Source organism: Vibrio tritonius (assembly GCF_001547935.1).
GTDB lineage: Bacteria > Pseudomonadota > Gammaproteobacteria > Enterobacterales > Vibrionaceae > Vibrio > Vibrio tritonius.
This window is the reverse complement of the sequence record NZ_AP014635.1, coordinates 625924-647969: the sequence shown is the minus strand read 5'-3', so window position 1 is coordinate 647969 and position 22046 is coordinate 625924. Positions and strand designations below refer to the sequence as shown.

At 43.6% G+C, this 22046-nt stretch carries 18 protein-coding genes and 1 other annotated feature; of the genes, 6 read left to right on the top strand and 12 right to left on the bottom strand.

From position 1 onward, the window contains the following. Positions 1–21 precede the first annotated feature (21 nt). The 3 genes from deoA to JCM16456_RS02980 form a co-directional block, all read right to left on the bottom strand. Complete coding sequence (deoA, locus tag JCM16456_RS02990) at positions 22–1341, bottom strand: thymidine phosphorylase (protein WP_068712226.1); 1320 nt, start codon at positions 1339–1341, stop codon at positions 22–24. Positions 1342–1418: 77 nt separating this feature from the next. Beyond that, positions 1419–2198 (bottom strand): deoxyribose-phosphate aldolase, encoded by a 780-nt coding sequence (gene deoC, locus JCM16456_RS02985; protein WP_068712224.1) that lies wholly within the window; start codon positions 2196–2198, stop codon positions 1419–1421. Positions 2199–2654: 456 nt separating this feature from the next. Continuing rightward, on the bottom strand, positions 2655–3923 hold the full coding sequence (locus JCM16456_RS02980; protein WP_068712223.1) for a NupC/NupG family nucleoside CNT transporter: 1269 nt from the start codon (positions 3921–3923) through the stop codon (positions 2655–2657). Positions 3924–4825: 902 nt separating this feature from the next. Between JCM16456_RS02980 and JCM16456_RS02975 the strand changes: the two genes are divergently transcribed. From JCM16456_RS02975 to JCM16456_RS02960, 4 genes are all read left to right on the top strand, one after another. After that, complete coding sequence (locus tag JCM16456_RS02975) at positions 4826–5821, top strand: BMP family lipoprotein (RefSeq protein ID WP_225250766.1); 996 nt, start codon at positions 4826–4828, stop codon at positions 5819–5821. Positions 5822–5943: 122 nt separating this feature from the next. Next, positions 5944–7500 (top strand): ABC transporter ATP-binding protein, encoded by a 1557-nt coding sequence (locus JCM16456_RS02970; RefSeq protein WP_068712219.1) that lies wholly within the window; start codon positions 5944–5946, stop codon positions 7498–7500. Positions 7501–7502: 2 nt separating this feature from the next. After that, positions 7503–8618, top strand: coding sequence for an ABC transporter permease (locus tag JCM16456_RS02965; protein ID WP_068712216.1), 1116 nt, complete (start codon positions 7503–7505; stop codon positions 8616–8618). Continuing rightward, entirely contained in the window at positions 8618–9583 is a 966-nt protein-coding gene (locus tag JCM16456_RS02960; RefSeq protein WP_068712215.1) for an ABC transporter permease, read from the top strand. Before JCM16456_RS02965 ends, JCM16456_RS02960 begins: the two co-directional genes overlap by 1 nt. 100 nt (positions 9584–9683) lie before the next feature. Here the strand turns inward: JCM16456_RS02960 and JCM16456_RS02955 are convergent, their stop codons facing one another. From JCM16456_RS02955 to JCM16456_RS02945, 3 genes are all read right to left on the bottom strand, one after another. Next, positions 9684–10454 carry a TatD family hydrolase gene (locus JCM16456_RS02955; protein ID WP_068712213.1) on the bottom strand — a complete coding sequence of 257 codons (771 nt, stop codon included), beginning with the start codon at positions 10452–10454 and terminating at the stop codon, positions 9684–9686. 2 nt (positions 10455–10456) lie between these two features. Beyond that, positions 10457–11230: a peroxide stress protein YaaA gene (yaaA, locus tag JCM16456_RS02950; protein WP_068712211.1), complete on the bottom strand. Its 774-nt coding sequence runs from the start codon at positions 11228–11230 to the stop codon at positions 10457–10459. Between the two features lie 121 nt (positions 11231–11351). After that, entirely contained in the window at positions 11352–12782 is a 1431-nt protein-coding gene (locus JCM16456_RS02945; RefSeq protein ID WP_068712210.1) for an alanine/glycine:cation symporter family protein, read from the bottom strand. A gap of 720 nt (positions 12783–13502) precedes the next feature. On the opposite strand from JCM16456_RS02945, the gene JCM16456_RS02940 reads away from it, so the two are divergent. Further along, entirely contained in the window at positions 13503–13685 is a 183-nt protein-coding gene (locus JCM16456_RS02940; RefSeq protein WP_068712209.1) for a DUF3545 family protein, read from the top strand. Between the two features lie 88 nt (positions 13686–13773). Here JCM16456_RS02940 and JCM16456_RS02935 read toward each other — a convergent pair whose 3' ends face one another. The 3 genes from JCM16456_RS02935 to nfo all read right to left on the bottom strand — a co-directional run bounded on the left by JCM16456_RS02935 (position 13774) and on the right by nfo (position 16267). Continuing rightward, a complete protein-coding gene (locus JCM16456_RS02935; RefSeq protein WP_068712208.1) occupies positions 13774–14325 on the bottom strand; it encodes a hemerythrin domain-containing protein in 552 nt (183 codons plus the stop codon). A 94-nt stretch (positions 14326–14419) separates the two neighbouring features. Beyond that, entirely contained in the window at positions 14420–15112 is a 693-nt protein-coding gene (gene ung / locus JCM16456_RS02930; RefSeq protein WP_068712207.1) for a uracil-DNA glycosylase, read from the bottom strand. 279 nt (positions 15113–15391) lie between these two features. Beyond that, positions 15392–16267, bottom strand: coding sequence for a deoxyribonuclease IV (nfo, locus tag JCM16456_RS02925; protein WP_068712205.1), 876 nt, complete (start codon positions 16265–16267; stop codon positions 15392–15394). Positions 16268–16593: 326 nt separating this feature from the next. Between nfo and grcA the strand changes: the two genes are divergently transcribed. Next, a complete protein-coding gene (gene grcA, locus JCM16456_RS02920; RefSeq protein ID WP_068712203.1) occupies positions 16594–16971 on the top strand; it encodes an autonomous glycyl radical cofactor GrcA in 378 nt (125 codons plus the stop codon). A gap of 92 nt (positions 16972–17063) precedes the next feature. Here grcA and thrC read toward each other — a convergent pair whose 3' ends face one another. Genes thrC through thrA form a run of 3 tightly spaced genes read right to left on the bottom strand, consistent with a single transcriptional unit; the run spans position 17064 to position 21782 of the window. Then, entirely contained in the window at positions 17064–18350 is a 1287-nt protein-coding gene (gene thrC / locus JCM16456_RS02915) for a threonine synthase (RefSeq protein ID WP_068712201.1), read from the bottom strand. Next, a complete protein-coding gene (gene thrB, locus JCM16456_RS02910; protein ID WP_068712200.1) occupies positions 18347–19303 on the bottom strand; it encodes a homoserine kinase in 957 nt (318 codons plus the stop codon). Before thrB ends, thrC begins: the two co-directional genes overlap by 4 nt. A gap of 19 nt (positions 19304–19322) precedes the next feature. Next, positions 19323–21782: a bifunctional aspartate kinase/homoserine dehydrogenase I gene (gene thrA, locus JCM16456_RS02905; RefSeq protein WP_068712199.1), complete on the bottom strand. Its 2460-nt coding sequence runs from the start codon at positions 21780–21782 to the stop codon at positions 19323–19325. A 30-nt stretch (positions 21783–21812) separates the two neighbouring features. Further along, positions 21813–21938: a sequence feature (Thr leader region), on the bottom strand. Between the last annotated feature and the right edge of the window lie 108 nt (positions 21939–22046).

The following is a 22046-nucleotide window of genomic DNA, read 5'->3' as shown; positions in this document are numbered from 1 at the left end:
TCCAGTCGTCTTGTCTAGCCTTTAAGCTCGCAAAGAACGATAAATCATCGGTAAGCTTGGCGCGCTGTCGCTAATATTGATAGCCTTAATCAACTGCTCTGCAGCAACCTTCCAATCTTGCTCATTTTTCGCATGTAACATCGCAATTGGTGTTTGAGTATCAACCCTATCGCCAAGAGCCAGAAACTGATCCATACCAACAGAGTAGTCAATCACATCTTCAGCAACACGACGGCCACCACCTAATCCCACGACCGCCATACCAATGGCTCTCGTATCCATTGAGCTGATAACGCCTGAATGTGGCGCAAATACGGGTTTAATCACATTAGCGGCTGGCAGATAACGGTTCATGTTTTCGACCAGATCGACGGGTCCACCAAGTCCAGCCACCATGCGTTCAAAGCGCTCTGCCGCACTGCCATCATCGAGTGCCTGCTGCAATTTCGCTGTAGCTGATGTTATATCTTGGGCTAGCCCACCCAACACCAGCATTTCAGCACCAAGTGCTAGTGTCACTTCGAGTAAACGAGAATTACGGTACTCTCCCGTTAGAAAACGAATCGATTCTCGAATCTCTAATGCATTACCAGCGGACGATGCCAATACTTGGTTCATATCAGTAAGTAAGGCACTTGTTCGAGTGCCTGCGCCATTTGCCACGGTAACGATCGACTCAGCGAGCTCTTCCGATAACTCGTAGGTCGGCATGAACGCCCCCGAACCAACTTTCACATCCATCACTAGCGCATCTAAGCCCGCCGCCAATTTCTTCGACAAAATCGACGAGGTGATTAACGAAAGATTATCAACGGTCGCGGTAATATCGCGCGTAGCGTAAACGCGCTTATCTGCTGGAGCTAAATTGCCTGTCTGGCCAATAATCGCCACCCCAGCTTGCTTAGTCACTTGAGCAAACAAATCGTTTGTTGGTGTAATGTTGTAACCCGGTATGGATTCTAACTTATCCAACGTACCACCTGTGTGGCCTAAGCCTCTTCCAGAGATCATAGGAACATAGCCACCGCAGGCGGCAACCATAGGGCCTAACACTAACGATGTTAAATCACCCACGCCCCCTGTCGAGTGTTTATCCACCACAGGGCCATCAAACTGCATCGATGTCCAATCCAATACCATGCCAGAATCACGCATCGCACAAGTCAGCGCAATGCGCTCAGGCATGGTCATTTCTCGAAAATAGACCGCCATAGCAAAGGCTGCAATCTGACCTTCAGAAACGGTATTATTGGCGACACCTTGAATAAAGAACTGAATTTCTTCCGCACTCAAGGTCTCACCATCGCGCTTTTTGCGGATAATTTCTTGAATTAAAAACATAAGATATCCCTATTTACAGACCGGTTATATCGATAAACCAATAGATTGGCGAAGTATTTCCCTCGCCAAACGTTTGACTAGTACGCGGCAGGATCAGCCGTTTGATCTGTAACTTCTAGGGTATTCAATAGATTGGTTAGTAAGCTTGATGCACCAAAACGGTAATGACGACTATCAACCCAATCATTACCTAAAATTTCATCCGCCATTGCAAGATACGCTTGTGCATCTTCCGCAGTGCGAACACCACCAGCAGGTTTAAAACCAACGGTTTTAGCTACGCCCATATCACGAATCACTTCAAGCATCATACGTGCAGATTCTGGAGTGGCATTTACTGGAACTTTACCGGTTGATGTTTTGATAAAGTTAGCACCCGCTTCGATAGCGATACGAGAAGCCGCTTTAATTAACGCTTCTTCTTTTAACTCACCAGTTTCAATGATCACTTTCAATAACACATGCTCACCACAAGCGGCTTTACATTGTTTCACCAACTCAAAACCACAAGTTTCATCACCAGCAATAAGGGTACGGTAAGGGAATACCACATCCACTTCATCGGCACCGTAAGCGACAGCAGCTTTGGTTTCGGCAACAGCAATCTCAATATCATCATTACCGTGCGGGAAGTTGGTTACCGTCGCGATACGAATATCTGGCGTTCCCTGTTGTTTTAACGTCTTCTTAGCAATAGGAATAAAGCGAGGATAGATACAGATAGCGGCCGTGTTACCAACCGGGCTTTTCGCATCGTGACAAAGCTGGATCACTTTTTCATCTGTATCATTGTCATTTAGAGTGGTTAAATCCATCAATTTTAGTGCACGTAAAGCCGCCGCTTTTAAATCGCTCATTTCTATCTCCGATCAAAATAATTCATTAATTCATGCCAATACCTAAGGTACATCAGCACACAATGAACGGACTTGGTTCCTTGAAGAATCCCTCAGTGAGGAGATCGCTATCCCTAGCACCGCACAGTACCTAGTGGCCTGCAGTTTTCAGTCTAAACGTTATCATCCTGATAAACGCCTAAGCTATTCTGCTATTGAGTTCGTACTGTGTTCGCGCATACCTTAGCGCTCTTCAGTACTAATCCCTAGCAGTAAGACAAACGCAAACGGTTTGGATCTCAAAACCCTCGCGCTATCTTGGTTAGTTTCTATTACGACAAGCCTAGCATCGTGCTTTCGACATGTGTCGCTCCAGAATTCAGGGATTTTTCCATATCCCCAAAACTAAAAAACCCCGCAGCAATTACTTGCTACGGGGTGTTATTAGGCGGCGTCTATATAAATTAGCTCAACTAATTATAGAGACAAGAAGAAGCCAGCAATGGTAGCAGCCATCAAGTTAGATAGCGTACCAGCAGCTACTGCACGCATACCGAAACGTGCGATGTCGTGACGACGATTTGGAGCCAATGGACCAAGACCGCCAAGCAAAATTGCTACCGATGACAAGTTAGCGAAACCACATAGAGCGAATGAGATGATCGCTTGAGTTTTCTCGGTCATAGGTAAACCTGTCGTTGCAACAACATGGTTTGCCGCGTCTTTAACGTATGGTACGAAGTCTAGGTAAGCAACAAATTCGTTTACTACTAGTTTTTGACCAATGAAAGAACCCGCAACAGTTGCTTCACTCCATGGAACACCGATGAGGAATGCAACAGGAGAGAATACCCAGCCAAGAAGCATTTGTAGTGATAGGTCGCCCATACCGAACCAACCACCAACACCACCAAGGATACCGTTCACAAGAGCAATCAAACCAACGAATGCCAATAGCATCGCACCGATGTTCAGCGCAAGTTGCAGACCAGTTGCCGCACCGCTTGCCGCTGCATCAATTAGGTTTGCAGGTTTGTCTTCTTGGTCAGCAAGACCTTCTTCAAGAATGTTTTCGTTTGGTTTTTCAGTTTCTGGCTTGATGATTTTTGCGAACAAAAGACCACCAGGAGCCGCCATAAATGAAGCTGCTACCAAGTATTCAAGAGGCACACCCATTGATGAGTAACCAGCAAGAACACCACCAGCAACAGAAGCCAAGCCACCACACATTACTGCGAACAACTCAGATTGAGTCATACGTGAAATGAAAGGACGAACAACAAGAGGCGCTTCAGTTTGACCAACGAAAATGTTTGCAGCTGCAGATAATGATTCAGCACGAGAAGTGCCCAATGCTTTTTGTAGACCACCACCAAGAATGCGAATAACCCACTGCATCACACCTAGGTAGTAAAAAACAGAGATCAATGCAGAGAAGAAGATAACTGTTGGTAGAACTTGGAAAGCAAAGATGAAGCCAATGCCATCGACAGAGAAGTTCACCAAACTTCCAAATAGGAAGCCGATACCGTCTTTACCGTAATCGATAACGTGTTGTACGCCTGCTGAAAAACCAGCAAGTAGATCACGACCCCATGGTACGTATAAAACGAAACCACCGATAATAAATTGGATTACGAAAGCGAAACCCACGGTTCTTAAATTGATAGCTTTGCGGTTATCAGAAAGCAACACTGCAAACGCAATGAGAGCAATCATGCCGACTAGGCTCATAAACAGGCTCATAGTTTATGATTTCCTTCCAGGTTAGTAGTTGTGGTGATGGACACTGTATTAATTTCGGGCACGGATTATACGCACGACTTAATTAAAAGTAATGAGCCGCTCACGCTTTTATGAACAGATTTATCAGCGTACATCTCTATTTGAGAGTTTCATCACGGTAAAACTAAAAACCCCGCTCTGAACACACTAAAAAATCACATAAATTTAACATTATTTTTTCACAAAACTTGATCTAACAGCAACCGTTTGCGCTTGCAAGTAACCCACAAGATAACGATTACTTATCTTATCTTGACTACCTATTCGTGACTTTTCTATTTCAAACCTTAACCTCTTTACACCGTGAAACATGAGTGTCTCATCACACTCATTGGCACGTATTTTTCATACTTGCTCACTTGGATTGGGATAGATATGCCAAAAAGGTGAAGTGAGTCGTGCAAAACAAGTTAACTTTTTGGTTACTTTCTCACTCACACAACGCTTTCATCAAATCCTTTCTCATTGACGCAGTAAAAACTCATTATTCCCACATTGCACCATTTTAGTGAATATTGCACCACTTTGCGCCAAAGAAACGTTTGCATGAAATAAAGTCGTTCAGATCACCTTTTAAAACCATTAATGTTAAATTGAGTTACCAATACCAACAAATAATTAACAACCACAAAGAATAAACTCGTTTATTTAAGATAAAAATGTGACTTGATGTGAAGTAATCCACTTTTTTTTTCTAAGCAAACGATAAACTGAGTCGCTATTTGTACCTAACACGACTCCCCTAGAGGCTTCCCTAATTTGGGGCAAAGCTCAGGATTTAAGGTACCGTTTTTTTTTACTACATACGTTTTCAATTTGGATTGAAAACAGAGACAGTGGCATTGCAACATAGGGATTTAATTGTGAAAAAGTCCATTTTAAAACTCACAACACTTGCACTAGCAGTATCTTCTTTTAACGTATTAGCTGCAGCAAAACCTGCTGTCATCTATGACACCACAGGCAAATTTGATAAATCATTTAACGAAGCTGTTTACCAAAATGGCGTTAAAGTTATGAACGCGGAAGGCAACAAAGTTCGTGAATTCGAGCCACAAAATGAAGCTCAACGTGAACAAGGCTTACGTCGTCTAGCAAGTCGCGGTTTTACACCGATTGTCGCTGTTGGCTTTAATATGGTATCGGCAGTAGACAAAGTCGCTACTGAGTTTCCAAATATCCACTTCGTTGTTCTTGATTCAGTCGTAAACAAACCCAATGTGCAATCTATTATCTTCAAAGAGCACGAAGGCTCATTCCTTGTTGGTGCGATTGCTGCAAAATACTCTAAATCAGACGTTGTCGGTTTTGTCGGTGGTATGGACATCCCTCTTATTCGCAAATTTGAATGTGGTTACGAGCAAGGTGCCAAATTTGCTAATCCAAATATAAAAGTACTAGCTAACATGACTGGCTCAACGGGTGCTGCATTTAATGACCCAGCAAAAGGTTCTGAGCTAGCTAAAGCACAGTTTTCAAAGGGTGCTGACGTAATCTATGCCGCTGCTGGCGGTACAGGTTTAGGGGTTTACCAAGCAGCCGCAGATGCAGGCAAATACGCGATTGGTGTCGATTCAAACCAAAACCACCTTCATCCAGGCACTATGCTAACGTCTATGGTGAAAAAAGTGGGTCAAGCCGCTTATAAGAGCTGGCACGATGAGATGGATGGCACTTGGAAAGCCGGAGTGACCGTTCTTGGCCTTGAAGATAACGCGCTTGATTACGCCATTGACCAATACAATAAAGACCTCATCACTCCGGAAGTAAAAACCTACGTTGAAGGCATCAAAGCCGATATCATCTCAGGAAAAATCAAAGTTCACGATTACACTACAGATAACACCTGTAAGTTCTAACTTAATGATTTCATAGAAATAAAAACCACGCCGCTCATGTAAGCGGCGTGTTACTTTGCACAGAGCAATAAGCAACAAAGTGCATTTTTATTGTCTTTTTCTCTTATTCAGGAAGTTATCTCGTGACTCAAGCTCATAATTTCGCCATAGAGCTACAGGAAATCGATAAACGTTTTGGTGCGGTGCATGCCAACAACAGTATCGATCTACAGGTTCCTGCGGGCACTATTCATGGCATCATTGGAGAAAATGGGGCAGGTAAATCAACATTGATGAGCATCATCTATGGATTCTACCAACCCGATTCGGGACTAATGATCGTCTCAGGGCGAAAATATCACCCCACCAATTCTCAAGAAGCCATTGCAGCCGGTATTGGTATGGTGCATCAACACTTTATGTTAGTGGACACCTTTACGGCTTTGGAAAACATTATTCTAGGTGCCGAAACCCATTGGCAACTAAAAGAAAGCCTCTCTTCGGCTCGTAAAAAACTGCATCAACTTGCAAAAGATTATGGACTAGAAGTGCCTTTGGATACTCCAGTGGGAGAACTGCCAGTTGGTATTCAGCAACGCGTCGAGATTCTCAAAGCGCTGTATCGTAATGCCAACATTTTGATTCTCGATGAACCAACCGGAGTGCTAACTCCGCAAGAAGCTGATCACTTGTTTGTGATTTTAGACAAGCTACGAGCGCAAGGCACTACCGTGATCATCATTACGCACAAACTGCGTGAAGTATTGGCAATCACAGATAATATTTCGGTCATGCGTCAAGGCGAAATGGTCGCGCACGTCGAAACGGCACATACAAATAAAGAAGAGTTAGCTGAGTTGATGGTAGGGCGTAAAGTTCGTTTAAAAGTGGACAAAGCCCCTGCAATACCATCGCAAGAGCGCATCAAGGTGGTTGACCTGTGCTTTACTGACAAATCAGGTGTTGAGCGAGTTAAACACGTCAATTTCAGTGTTCGTGCTGGAGAAGTCGTTGGTATTGCTGGCGTGTCAGGCAATGGACAGTCAGAAATCTTATCATTGCTGTCCGGTATGATATCGCCCACTTCAGGTGAAATTTTCCTCAACGACCATGTCATTAATACCGATCACCAACTTGATCCGCAACAAATTCGCAATATTGGTGTCGGTCATATTCCTGAAGATCGTCACAAACAAGGTTTAATCAACAAATTCGATGCTCAAGAAGCATACATTTTGGGTTATCACAACCTCCCTAAATACAACAAAGGCCTATTGCAAAATAAACAAGCCATCGCCCAGTTGTGTTTAGAGAGCATGAAAAAATGGGATGTACGTCCAAACGATATTCATCTCAAAACAGCCAACTTCTCCGGTGGTAACCAACAAAAATTGGTGATTGCTCGTGAAATGGAAGAAAACCCAGAGGTTCTATTAGTAGGACAACCAACACGTGGCGTGGATATCGGTGCTATTGAGTACATTCACCAGCAAATTATCGCCAGTCGAGATGCAGGGAAAGCCGTTCTACTCGTATCGGTTGAACTGGACGAAATCCTCACTTTAGCAGATCGTATTTTAGTCATGTTTGATGGGGCAATTGTCGGTGAAGTCTCTGCCGATAAAGCGGATGAAAAAACCCTTGGTCTAATGATGGCAAATATTGTTCCTGACCATATTAAACAAGAACAAGGAGAATAAGCATGAGTCAAGTTAAGGTTCCCGCTTGGGTCACGATCGGCCTATTGCCTGCAATTAATGTTCTTGTCGCATTTATTGTCTCTGCATTTTTGTTTATGTACATCGACATTAACCCTGTTGATGCAGTGAAAGTGATGTGGACTGGAGCTTTCGGTTACTCGGAAGGCTTTGGTTACACCCTTTACTACACCACCGGATTCATTTTCACCGGCTTAGCGGTGGCAGTGGCCTATCACGCAGGGCTATTCAATATTGGGGTTGAAGGTCAGTCTTACGTCGGGGGTTTAGGCGTTGGCTTGATCTGTTTAAGCGTGGGCGACATAGCACCTTGGTATGTGGTTTTACCCTGCAGTATCGTTGCGGGTGGCCTGTTTGGCGCATTGTGGGCCTTCATTCCCGCTTACCTGCAAGCGAAGCGAGGGTCACACATAGTTATCACAACCATTATGTTTAACTTTATTGCATCTTCGTTGATGGCCTACTTGCTGGTTGATGTATTAAAAGCGCCGGGGTCAATGGCTACCGAAACACGTGTATTTGCTCAAGGCAGTTGGCTACCACAAATGCACGATGTAATGGCAATGGTGGGTATCGATATGGCGCAAAGCCCACTGAACATCAGCTTTTTCTTTGCGTTAATTTGCTGCTTATTTGTCTGGTTGCTAATTTGGCATACTCGCTGGGGCTATGAAATCCGCTCTATTGGTTCGAATCCATCAGCGGCCTCTTACGCAGGGATCAACTACGTCAAAGTAGTGGTCATCACTATGCTGGTCTCTGGCATGCTGGCGGGTTTCTTTGGGGTTAACGTTCTACAGGGAGAACTGCATCAGGTTAAGCTCGGCTTTGTGGAAGGATTTGGGTTTACCGGTATTGCCATCGCACTAATGGGACGTAACCATCCAATTGGGGTTTTCTTTGCTAGCCTGCTGTTTGGCTTTTTATACCAAGGGGGCGCTGAGTTAAGCTTTGAATACGGTGTAGACCGGAATATCGTTGTGGTGCTACAAGGGCTTGTCATCCTGTTTAGTGGTGCATTAGAACACATGTTCAAACCATCTCTTGAAAAACTCTATCTACGCCTCTTTGCTCATCGTCAAATTGAAGGGGAAGCCTAATGTTTGAAACGATCATTCAAATTCTCGACTCCACCATTCGTATGGCAACGCCTCTGATTCTAGCTGCATTAGCCGGGATGTTCAGTGAACGCTCTGGTGTGGTCAACATTGGTCTAGAAGGTAAGCTGCTGGCCGCTGCCTTTGCAGGCTCTGCCACGGCTTACGTGACCGGTTCAGCCTGGCTTGGACTTGGTGCAGGGATAGGCATCTCAATCCTGTTTTCGTTGCTTCATGGCTTTGCCTCTATCACGCACCGAGGTGATCAAGTGGTCAGTGGGATGGCCATTAACATTCTTGCTGCCGGTTTAACAGTAACGCTTGGTCGCTACTGGTTCCACCAAGGAGGAAATACACCCGCGCTCTCAGGAGATGGTCGCTTCGCACCAATAACATTACCCGGTGCAGATGCGTTACAAGATATTCCTGTGATTGGTCAGATTTATTCCGAGTTGCTAAGCGGTCACTCGTTGATCGAATACTTGGCCTTTATCATGGTTCCCATCTCGTGGTTCATATTGTTTAGAACTCGCTTTGGTTTGCGTTTACGCGCGGTTGGTGAATCGCCTGCGGCAGTTGATACTGCGGGTATTTCAGTGGTTAAAATGCGTTACAGTGCGCAAATCATTTGTGGGATCTTGGTCGGTATGGGTGGGGTTTACCTATCGGTAGGACAAACGGCGCAATTCATTCCCAATATGAGCGCAGGTAAAGGCTATATGGCACTTGCTGCGTTAATCTTTGGTAAATGGCGTCCGCTCAATGCCATGGCAGCCTGTTTACTGTTTGGTTTCTTGGATGCGCTAGCCATTCGCCTACAAGGTGTCACCATCGCTGGTTTTGATGTGCCGGTACAAGCTATCGAAGCACTGCCTTACATCCTTACCGTGTTCCTACTTGCTGGCTTTATTGGCAAAGCAATTGCACCTAAAGCGGTTGGTGTGCCTTACACCAAAGAGCGTGAATAGCAATTGCGTTGCTTACTTTCCTATCAACAAAGGGGCATTATGCCCCTTTGTTTTAGGTTTAAATGAGGCCGGCTATTTGCCGCTAACGTTAACCAAACACCTATCCATTAAGGTGAAAAACCTCATGACTGTTTCGCCATAAACGCTGCGCTAATTCGAGGGGGGTTTCCTGTCTTAACTCAGCCAAACACGTTAACACTTGCGGCAAATGGGCTGGATGGTTTGGCTCCCCTTGGTACCCGCAAAGGGGCATATCTGGCGCATCGGTTTCTAACACCAGTGAGTTCACAGGCAACCTAGCCACGCTTTGTCGGGTTTTATTGGCGCGAGGATACGTAATTACCCCACCAATCCCCACTTTAAAGCCAAGATCAATGAAGGGTTTTACCTGCTCAACACTGCCAGAAAAACCATGCAGCACTCCGCCAAACTCAAAGCGAGACGACTTTAATAGCTTAAACAACCGCTGGTGTTGTTTTCGACAATGCAAAATCAAAGGTAAATGGTGCTGCTGCGCAAGGTCAATTTGTGCGACAAATATCGCTTCTTGCAACTGAGCAGGCACATCCACAACCCCATCAAGCCCGCACTCGCCTACTGCAATAATATTTGAATTGCGCTCGGCGAGGGCTTTATCAAGCGCCACAAGCACGCTAGCACTCTTTTCATGCAGAAAGTAAGGGTGCAGACCATAAGCTCCCCACAACTGCTGAGGATGCAACTGGGTAAGCTGAGAAATAGTCTCCCACCCCTTAGCTTTAGTCCCTGGGATGAGGATTTTTGATACTCCTGCCGCTTGCGCCTTCACTAAGGATGTTTCAATCGGTGCAAATGGCGCAAAATCAAAATGACAGTGAGTATCAAATAGCATGCTTACTGCTCTTCGCGTTTAAATACTAACTCAGTCGCTGTAGACTCTTCCGGTACATAGTAATAACCAGCCGTATCAAACTGTTTTAATTCCTCAATCGAACCGACCTGGCGGTCGATAATAAAGCGGGCCATCATGCCACGCGCTTTCTTAGCATAAAAACTGATCACCTTGTATTGACCATTCTTAGCGTCTTTAAAGACTGGTGTAATAATTGTCCCATCAACCGCCTTTGGTTTAACTGCTTTAAAATATTCATTGGAAGCTAAGTTAACCAGAACATTATCACCCTGCTCTGCTAGCGCTTCATTGATTTTATCGGTAATGATGTTCCCCCAAAACTGATACAGGTTTGTCCCTCGAGGGTTTTCCAGCTTGGTGCCCATCTCTAATCGATAAGGCTGCATCAAATCTAATGGCTTAAGAACACCATACAAACCGGACAACATTCTTAAATGTTGCTGAGCGAATTCAAGACCTTCTTCATCTAACGTTTCAGCTTCAAGCCCTGTATACACATCACCTTTAAACGCAAATATCGCTTGGCGTGAGTTTTCAAAATCAAAATGTGGAGTCCACTGAGTAAAGCGTGCAACGTTTAGACCAGCGATTTTATCGCTCACTTTCATTAATTCAGAGATCGCTTGCGGCGTTAAGGTCTTACACACATCTATCAGTTCCGATGAATGTTCAGTCAACTCAGGGAATGTATGTCGTTCGGTTGGTAACGGAGATTCGTAATCCAGAGTTTTCGCGGGAGAGACAACAATCAGCATAATGGCATCCTAACAATTCAGTGTTGAGCAAATTTATCAATATTTTGTTTGTCTCTAGAGTACAAAAAAAGCCATGCAGTGTCTGCATGGCTTTTTCAATCTTATGAATTGGTATTACCGATTAAGCATTTTTGTTGTTATCCCAAATACCTTCTTCAAGTTGCGCTTTCAACTCAGGGTACTCGTTAACATCAAACGTAGGCAGTTTACCTGCTTTAAGCTGTTGGTTGTAATCTTTGGTTAATTTCACCACGATACCAGACAACAACAGAATCGCCACCAAGTTAACTATCGCCATCAAGCCCATAGATACATCAGCCATAGACCACACTGTTGGTAAGTTGGCAAGAGAACCAAACATAACCATGCCTAAGAAAATGATACGGAAGACAATCAAACCTTTCTTGTTCTTGTGTTCTAAGAAGATCAAGTTCGTTTCAGCGTATGCATAGTTAGCAATAATCGATGTAAATGCGAAGAAGAAAATCGCAAGTGCAATGAATGTGCTACCCCAACCACCCACTTGTGCGCTTAGAGCTCGTTGAGTCAGTTCAATACCAGTGATCTCACTATGCGGTACATACTCACCAGACATCAGGATGATAGCCACAGTAGCAGAACAGATAACGATGGTGTCCATAAACACGCCAAGCATCTGCACATAACCTTGTGATGCTGGGTGTGGCGGATACGGTGTCGCCGTTGCTGCCGCATTTGGCGCAGAACCCATACCACCTTCGTTAGAGAACAGACCACGTTTCACGCCATTGATCATAGCTTGAGCGATTGCATAACCAACCCCACCAGCAGCAGCTTGTTGGAAGCCGAAAGCGCTTTTGAAAATAAGAGCAATAATATCAGGCAGTTTCTCAATGTTTGAGAAAACAACAAATAGAGCAATTGCTAGATAAGCCAACGCCATAAATGGAACGATGATTTCTGCAGTACGTGCAATTTTACGGATACCGCCGAAGATCACGAATCCAGCCAAAATCACAATCACAATACCAATATAAACTTCATCATAATTGAAAGCTGTATGGATAGCGTTAGTGATTGAGTTTGCTTGTACGGCGTTAAATACCAAACCAAACGCAATAAGTAAGAAAACAGAGAACAACACGCCCATCCAGCGCATGCCCAAACCTTTTTCCATATAGTAAGCAGGACCGCCACGGTAGTTACCGTCTTTGTCACGAATTTTGTATAGCTGTGCCAAAGTACTTTCTGCATATGATGTCGCCATACCGAGCATCGCAGTGACCCACATCCAGAAAATGGCACCAGGGCCACCAGCTGTCAATGCCACCGCAACACCGGCCATGTTACCAGTACCGACACGAGCAGCTAAACTGGTACAAAGAGCTTGGAAAGAAGAGATACCAGCACTGTCATCTTTGCGGCTGTTCTTCAAAACAGAGAACATGTGGCCGAAATGGCGAATTTGGATAAAACCCAAACGGAGTGTGAAGTAGATTCCAACACCCACTAATAAGTAAACAAGAATCGACCCCCAAAGTAGGTCATTCAGTAAATTAATTAAGTCTGTCACAAGAACCTCTCGTAGAGTGTTTGACGCTGTCCCAGCCGTATTTATCGAAATGTATTATGGAGTACATCGCGCTGCGAATTTATAGATTATTAGTTAGGCACTCCTAACCGATATGTGGCCATGGAATCCGTTCATGATTATTCAGCGCATTTTTTGACGGGCGGATAATGCAGGCTCAAATCACAAAAATCAATAGGAATCGAGTAGCATACATTTGTTATTTTTTACCGTAAAATCACCAATTATTAACACTCCATTCTCCAACAAGAGAACAAACAAGAAACATATACAAAACAAAAAATAAACATTTGCGCACAAAAACCAGCCAATGGTCTCTCTGTAGCATAGATGAATCTCATCCCTTGAGAATAAAGGGGTTTCAACGGAGTCCAGCTATCTAATCAGATAAAAAAACTGGTCAAAGTATCGTTCGCTCAAAAAATAACCACAAATACTTCCTTTCCCTTTTTTCACAACAGTTTTTTAACAAGGTTTTTTTACCAACGAAAACGTTTGCCCAATCTAATTGAACAAAATTTGCACTATCCCGAAGTGGTAAAACTGTGAATTCGAGCTCAAAGTCAGAAAAAACTTAAATAAAACGTAACATTTGAGAAACAAACAATGGATAGAGTGATCGCAGTTGTGCTATTTACAGCATTGAGGGAATGACTGAATTCACAGTTATCTTGACCACAACAACGCAGATGAGGCTTGCTTATGGATGATATGCACTTCGTGGAACTGTTGGAAAATGAGATTAATAAAATTCGCGCAGCCCGCAGTAGTAAACCGGGAAAAAGGATGTGGAGAGAAATCGAAGCAATACGTGATAAAAAACGGCTCGAAAAAGAGCTAATGGATATGGATGTCTGTCTCGATATCGATGACATTCAGTACTAACCTCAGCTGATATACATCAGATAAACAAAAGAGGCGTCTAAGACGCCTCTTTTATTTATCACATGTTGTACCGACCACACCGCAAACTCTAATGACACTCCAGAGAGTTTTCTCGCACCAACTTAGCTAGCTGTTTATAGCGATCGGCAATGGTGTCACCAAACAATGGATCAGCTTCACTTTTATTCCATTGAGACTCCACTTTTCGCCAATCGTTGACAGTGAATGTTTCAACAATTTTCGGCAAAACAGAGCGTTCTTCAACATCGAGATGCTGCTTCTGCGTTACGATAAAATCTTCCAACTGCTTAATAAAGAGATCTTGAGGCACTATCGCATCTTGCAAAATCATCTCAATAATATTTAAGAAGTCGTGGGTTTTATCCGCTAGTGCCAGATGCTCTCTTTCTAAGTTCACCATACTGTCATCATTACCATACTTCTCTATATAGTAGTGATAAATAATATCTTCTTTGGGGTGATGAACTGCTTCTGAATGAGTACAGAGATAATCAACAACCTCTTTAATAAGGCTATAATTCACACTTTCTTCAGCTTGCAATGCTTCGAGTTTACTGCGAAGAATCACTAATAGACGCGTCATATAACCATGCTCACGCCTTATCCGTTCAATCATCATAATGCAGCTCCTTTACACACTTTTTCTCAGTGTATAAAAGTTAACCACCCCACACTTTGACTAGCGTCGAAGTTTTACTTTCTGATAAAAGTGCTCACTGCACTTCTGGAGCATCCACTGATATTTGCCAATCTATTGGTTTTTTCCCCTGTTGCTGCAAAATCTGATTAGTTTGAGAAAAATGCCGACAACCTAGAAAACCGCGATGAGCAGATAGCGGTGATGGATGAGGTGCCTTAAGGACATAATGACGCTGAGTGTCAATCATACGTCCTTTCTTCTGCGCATGCGCCCCCCAGAGCAGGAATACAATTCCTTCACCATGCTGATTTAACGCATCAATCACTTTATCGGTAAATTGTTCCCATCCAGTATTGGCGTGCGAATGCGCTTTACCTTGCTCTACAGTCAGCACGGTATTAAGCAACAATACTCCTTGGTCGGCCCATTGTTTTAAATAACCGTGGTTTGGCGTGATAAAACCAGAAATATCCTGAGTCATCTCTTTATAGATGTTAACTAAAGAAGGGGGCGTTCGTACGCCAGGAAGGACAGAAAAACACAATCCATGCGCTTGGTTTGGACCATGATAAGGGTCTTGACCTAACATCACGACTTTTACTTGATTAAACTCAGTAAAACGAAATGCATTAAATACATCTTTTGCTGGCGGGAAGATAACTTTTCCAGCATGTCGTTCAGCTTCGACGAATTGCAATGTTTGTTGGAAATAAGCCTGTTCTTTTTCGGCACCAATCACTTCATGCCAGGTCAATGACTGAGTCATAAAAAGATCCTTAATTCTTTAAAGTAATCAGGTCATTGTATACCTAATTACATTCAGAATGCAGGACCCTCAGCCATCAACCTAACTTTATACACTCATTTGCCCGCTCTTTGTGGAGAACGATGATGGCCTTGACCATTAACATGGCGATTTGGCACTGGCATTGGGCGTGGACTAACCATAAACATAACTACTGACATAACGACTTCCTCCGATACTACTAAGCCATTATTCTATATGAAAGAAAGATGCCAGAATTGTGAATTAGCCCAAAATAGTTTACGCCTCTAAGTGGAATTGCCTTAATTTATTGATTTCTTCAGCCCAAATATCTGGATTGATTGTTTCTAAAATCAGCGGGATACGATCAAAACGAGGATCTTTTGCTATATATTCAAAACACGACCAACCGATGGTTCCCTCACCTAATGAATGATGGCGGTCAACTCGACTTCCACAAGGATTCTTTGAATCATTAATATGCATTGCCCTTAAATAGTGCATACCGACAATACGGTCAAATTCAGCAAAGGTGGTTTCACAAGCTTCTATCGTCGACAGATCGTATCCCGCAGCAAAGGTATGACAAGTATCAATACATACACCAACCCGGCTTTTATCTTCAACTTGCTCAATGATTTGTGCTAAATGCTCAAAGCGCCAACCCAAGTTAGATCCCTGTCCTGCTGTATTTTCAATCACAGCAATGACATTTGGTACCGCTTGGTGAGCCAAGTTGATAGACTCGGCAATTTTACGCAAGCACTCCTCTTCAGAAATTTTCTTAAGGTGGCTACCTGGATGAAAATTCAATAGCTTAAGGCCTAACTGCTCACACCTTTCCATCTCATCAATAAACGCCGCTCGTGATTGAGCCAGCTTTTCTTCATCGGGAGCCCCTAAATTGATCAAATAGGAATCATGCGGCAAGATTTGTTCGGCAGTAAAACCAAGAGCGGCACACTTACGCTTAAAATTAGCAATCGTCTTCTCATCCAGTGGTTTTGCCACCCACTGCCTTTGATTTTTAGTGAACAAAGCAAAGGCGTTAGCCCCGATCTCTTTCGCTCTTACTGGAGCTTGATCAACACCACCAGCTGCCGATACATGTGCACCAACCCACTTGTTGTCATTTACCATATTGGAATTTGTCATTAAATCACTTTTTACTTTCAGATTTACTTTATAACAGTTTGATATTACGCAATAAGAACTAATCAAACGTCATAAATGTAGTAATTTTACAACATTTATGACGTTTAACTATTTTTTAAATCATCAACTATATTGTTAGCCCCTTATTTTTATTAACCTTATTGATTCAAATCAAAAAAATAACCTCTATCGAAATAAGGTTTATTGTTGTTATTTGACCTAAATCAATACTATAATTATGGACATTAGGTATACAATACCCAGCTCAACTAAGAATTGAAATTTAACACCAACAAACACCACTCTGAGTGGTTTAGGAGATTGTGATGATCCAAGGTATTCAAATTACTAAAGCAGCTAACGACGAACTACTTAACTCTATTTGGTTGATCAATTCTGAAACCAATGAAGCTCGTTGTGTTGCTGCAACAAAAGGTTTCGACGCGGATCAAGTCGTTCCTCTAAGCGATCTCGGTGATTACGAAAGCCGCGAAGTAGCAATTGAAGCAGCTCCTCGTGTAGAAGGTGGTCAACACCTAAACGTAAACGTTCTACACCGTGATACTCTACTGGACGCTATTGACCATCCAGAAAAATACCCTCAACTTACTATCCGTGTATCTGGTTACGCAGTGCGTTTCAACTCACTAACTCCAGAACAACAACGTGACGTTATTTCTCGTACTTTTACTGAATCTATGTAATTCGGTAATAGGTTGAACGAAAAAGCGGTGCAATGCACCGCTTTTTTTATGTTCATTTTCCCTTGCTATTGATATAGAAAGGGAAAATAAAATTAGCCGCTAACTTTTACTAGCAGTTCACGCAATTGAGCAAAGTCTGCATCAAAATTCAACGAGAGTAGATCCATCGCAGCATGTTTCGCTAGGGGTGCTGGCAACTCAATGTCCGATTCAAGAATAGAATCAACCACTTCTTTAAATTTCGCTGGGTGAGCAGTACACAGGAATAAACCTGTTTCATCAGCACTACGCTGCTCTTCTAACACTCGGTAGGCAATTGAACCATGTGGTTCACACAGGTAACCAAGCTTGTTCAGTTCACGAACCGCTTCAGCCGCACTTTCATCATCACGAACAGCACCTCGACCCAATGTTTCTAAGCCCCAGTCTTTAATACGACATAGCTCTTCAATACGTGGCCAGTTATTAGGTTGGCTCACATCCATCGCATTTGATGTCGTTGCTACAGTTGGCTTAGGATCCCATTTACCCGTTTCAAGATAACGAGGCACAGTGTCATTAGCATTCGTTGCCGCGATAAAGCGTTTCACTGGCAAACCTAGAGCTTTAGCAAGAAGACCGGCCGTCAAGTTACCGAAGTTACCGCTTGGTACTGAAATCACTAAATTTTCGCGCTCAGCTTTACTCATCTGCGATGCAGCTTCAAAGTAATAACAGATTTGCGCCATCAAACGAGCGATATTAATTGAATTAGCAGAGTTCAAACCAACCTGTTGGCGCAATGGTTCATCATCAAATGCTTTTTTCACCAATGCTTGGCAAGCGTCAAAATCTGAGTTTATCGCTACCGTATGAATATTTTTGCCTAGAGTACAGAACAGCTTCTCTTGCAACGGGCTGATTTTGCCTTTGGGATACAGGATAACAACGTTGATGTTTTCCATGCCATAAAAAGCATGAGCAACTGCTGCACCTGTGTCCCCTGAGGTTGCAGTCAAAATCGTGATTTTGCCGCCATCGGATACTGCTGCAAGAGATTGAGCCATAAAGCGGCCACCAAAGTCTTTAAACGCGAGTGTTGGACCGTGGAATAACTCAAGCGCATAAACACCATCTTTTACCGCTTTGATAGGTGCCGGAAATTGAAAAGCATTGCCAACCATTTCCGCCACTTTCTCTTTTGATAACTCATCACCAATCAATGCGGAAAGGATCTTGGTACTGCGAGAGATAAAATCTTCCGCTAGCAGGGAGTCGATGTCTTCAAACTTTGGCAGTTCAGCTGGAAAAAACAAGCCTTGGTTACGACCTAAACCTTGGCGTACAGCTTGTCCAAAGGATACCTGTTCATCATTTTCTTTTATATTGTAAAGCTTCATAGCTCACTTCCTGTCACTTTCGAACCTTGTTTGTCTAATCGACAAATGTGTACAAACCCTTCATCGTTTTGCACGTAATTTTGTTCTAGCCAACGAGCAACTCGTTCAGCCACCTCTTTTTCTTTACATACGCTAAACAGCGTTGGGCCACTACCAGAAATGCCAGTCGCCAACGCACCGGCAGACAGTGCATATTTACGAGCTTCAGGAAAACCCGGCAACAACTTTTGACGATAAGGTTCAGCGATAACGTCCTTGATCATCTTAGCCGCTAATTCACCCTGCCCAGTATGACAAGCATGCACAAAACCAGCAAGGTAACGACCATGGGCAATAATGTCTTGGCGACGGTATTGTGCTGGTAAAATGGCTCTTGCTTCAGCGGTTGATACTTTAATTCCCGGATACGCCATAACCCAATACCAATCATCAAAGCATGGCACTTCTTGGCTAATAATATCCAGCTCTTCCACCATCAACTGCACGCCACCTAGATAGCATGGCGCCACGTTATCATAGTGCACACCACCGGAAATTTTACCTTCCATTTCCCCCATTAGAGTGAGCAATTCGGTTTCATTCAGAGGTTGGCCATGAAAACGGTTTAGCGCATCAAGAGCGGCAACAATAGAACACGCGCTAGAGCCTAAACCAGAACCAATTGGCATGTTCTTTTCGAGCGTCATGGCGACAGGCTTTAATTCAACATTTTTCTTGGCAATTTCACGAGCGAACACTTGCCAACAGTCATACACAATATTTTCTTTAGGGTCACTCGGTAACTTCCCAACAAAACGTCCAACCGCTGCTAGAGAAAAAGGTTCATTACCTGTCTTTACTTCAACACGGTCGCCAAGCAAAGTGCCATCGACCGGAGAGACTGCCGCACCCAACACATCGAAACCAACACTGACATTACCAATGGAAGCGGGAGCGTAGACAACTACGCCCATGTCATTTGAACTCATTCAATTACACCCCTAATTTCCAGCCAAGTGTGCGCATCACGTCGGAGAATACACCTGCTGCTGTTACCTCAGTACCTGCGCCATAACCACGAAGTACCAATGGGATTGGTTGATAATAACGGCTGTAGAACGCTAATGCGTTTTCGCCTTCTTTTACTTTGTACATAGGATCGTTTTCATCAACCATGGCAATTCGTACGTAACATTTACCATCAGAGATTTCACCCACATATCGTAATACCTTGCCTTGCTCAGCCGCTTGCGCAGATAACTCACTAACATAAGCATCCGCTTCTGGCAGGCGAGCAATGAATTCTTCGACACTGCCACTCGCATCAAAACCTGGTGGTAATGCAGGTTCAACAACCACATCACTAAGCTCGAGAGAAAGCCCCGATTCACGGGCAAGAATCAGCAACTTACGTGCGACATCCATACCTGATAAGTCATCACGAGGGTCTGGCTCAGTAAAGCCTTTGTCTTTGGCCAGTAACGTTGCTTGGCTTAGAGTTAAACCTTCATCCAGTTTACCAAAGATAAAAGAGAGTGAACCTGACAAAATACCGTGGAACTGTTCTAACTCATCACCAGCAGCAATAAGGTTCTGCAAGTTTTCAATGACAGGCAAGCCAGCACCAACAGTAGTTTCATACATCAACTTACGACGCGATTGACGCGCAACTTCACGCAGTTGTTGGTAGTAAGCCATGCTACCTGTATTCGCTTTTTTGTTTGGCGTCACCACATGGAAGCCCGCAGCAAGGAACTCGGCATACTGACTCGCAATTTCATCACTTGAAGTACAGTCAACTAATACTGGGTTAATAATGTGATTACGTTGAACCAAGGCAATTAATCGAGCCAGACTAAACTCTTCTGTCACATTTTTCAGCTGGTCACGCCAGTGTTCTAGCTCTAACCCTTCGCTATCGAGAAGCAACCCTTGGCTATTGGCTAAACCACACACGCGGATAATAGTGCCCTTTTGCGCCAGCTTTTCTTGTTGACGATGGATTTGATCAATCAGTTCACCACCAACGCCACCGACACCGACGACGAACACATCAAGGTAGTGCTTGGAGTTGAAAAAGTTCTCATGACAGGTTTTAACGGCTTCTGAAATCTTGCTTTCAGGAATAACTGCTGAAATAGCGCGTTCTGAAGAGCCTTGTGCGATCGCGATGATATTAACATGCACTTCGGCTAATGAATTAAAGAACTGAGATGCGATACCACAAGTAGTACGCATACCATCTCCCACTAAACTAATGATGGCAAGATCGTCGATAAAGTCGACCGGCTCAAGCAAACCATCTTTCAATTCAAGTTCAAATTCTTCTGAAAGAGCGAATTGAGCCTGCGCCTTATGCTCAGCCTCGATACAAAAACTGATACTGTACTCGGAAGAAGATTGAGTAATAAGTACAATAGACACTCCGTGAGATGACATGGTGCTGAATACACGACTTGCCATGCCAACCATGCCTTTCATTCCTGGACCTGAAACGTTCACCATCGTCAGGTTACTCAGAGTCGTAATGCCTTTAATTTCCAGTTGATCTTCACCAGTATCTTGACCAATTAATGTGCCAGCCCCTTGTGGATTAAAACTGTTTTTAATCAGGCATGGAATTTGGAATTGAGCAATCGGAGCGATGGTTTTTGGGTGCATCACTGATGCGCCGAAATAAGAGAGCTCCATCGCTTCTTGATAACTGAGTGATTTAAGTAGGCGTGCTTCTTTAACCAAACGAGGGTCACAGTTGTAGACCCCATCAACATCGGTCCAAATCTCACAACAATCAGCACGTAAACAGGCTGCTAGTACTGCAGCAGAGTAATCGGAACCATTACGGCCTAAACAGACTAATTCCTGCTTAGCGTTACCCGCTGTAAAACCTGGCATGATACAAACATGATTTTCAGGCAGCGGTGCTTGACGGAATTTTTTTGTTGATGCATCAACATCAACAGCAGCTTCAAGGTAGTCTCCTTTCGCCACTAAATAGCTGACAGGATCAATTAAAAATGCATTTAGCCCTTTTGCTTCCATCACCGCTTTCATCAATTGGATGGAGATCCTTTCGCCTTTACTGATAATACGAGCATTGATGTTATCAGGACACATACTCAGCAAGGTAATACCATGAACAAACGAGCGGAGTGAGGACATGGACTGGCGAACTTTCTCACTAAAATCAGTGCCATCGATATTTGGCAGAGCTGCTTTAATGTTGTTGAACAACTGGTAAAATTCCCCTTCAAGTTGTTCTACTTGCAATTCAGCCTCACCATCACGCATAGCACTTTCGATAATAGCAACAAGCTTATTGGTGGTTTTTCCTGGTGCTGAAAGAACAACAGCAACCTCTTCTTGCTTGGCATTATTGGCGATAATATCTGCCGCTCTTAAAAAACGGTCAGCATCCGCTAACGACGAACCCCCAAACTTTAATACTCGCATCCCTTCCTCCGAGAAGATTTTTAATTAGTATAAAAAAAGGCCTGTATCGTTGGGATACAGGCCTTTTTTTGTGATTTGTTTACGCTCAGCAGCCTGCCCCAACATGCGTAATGTCGGTAATAATAATGGTGGTGGTCATTACTACTAGGCTGATGGATAACATAGACGTTCTTGTGTCACTCTTGTGTTTGCGTGACACTACGTTTAACCCATTTTCACACAATGAGTCAATGAAAAAATGTATTTTTTTCCCTCCACCACGCA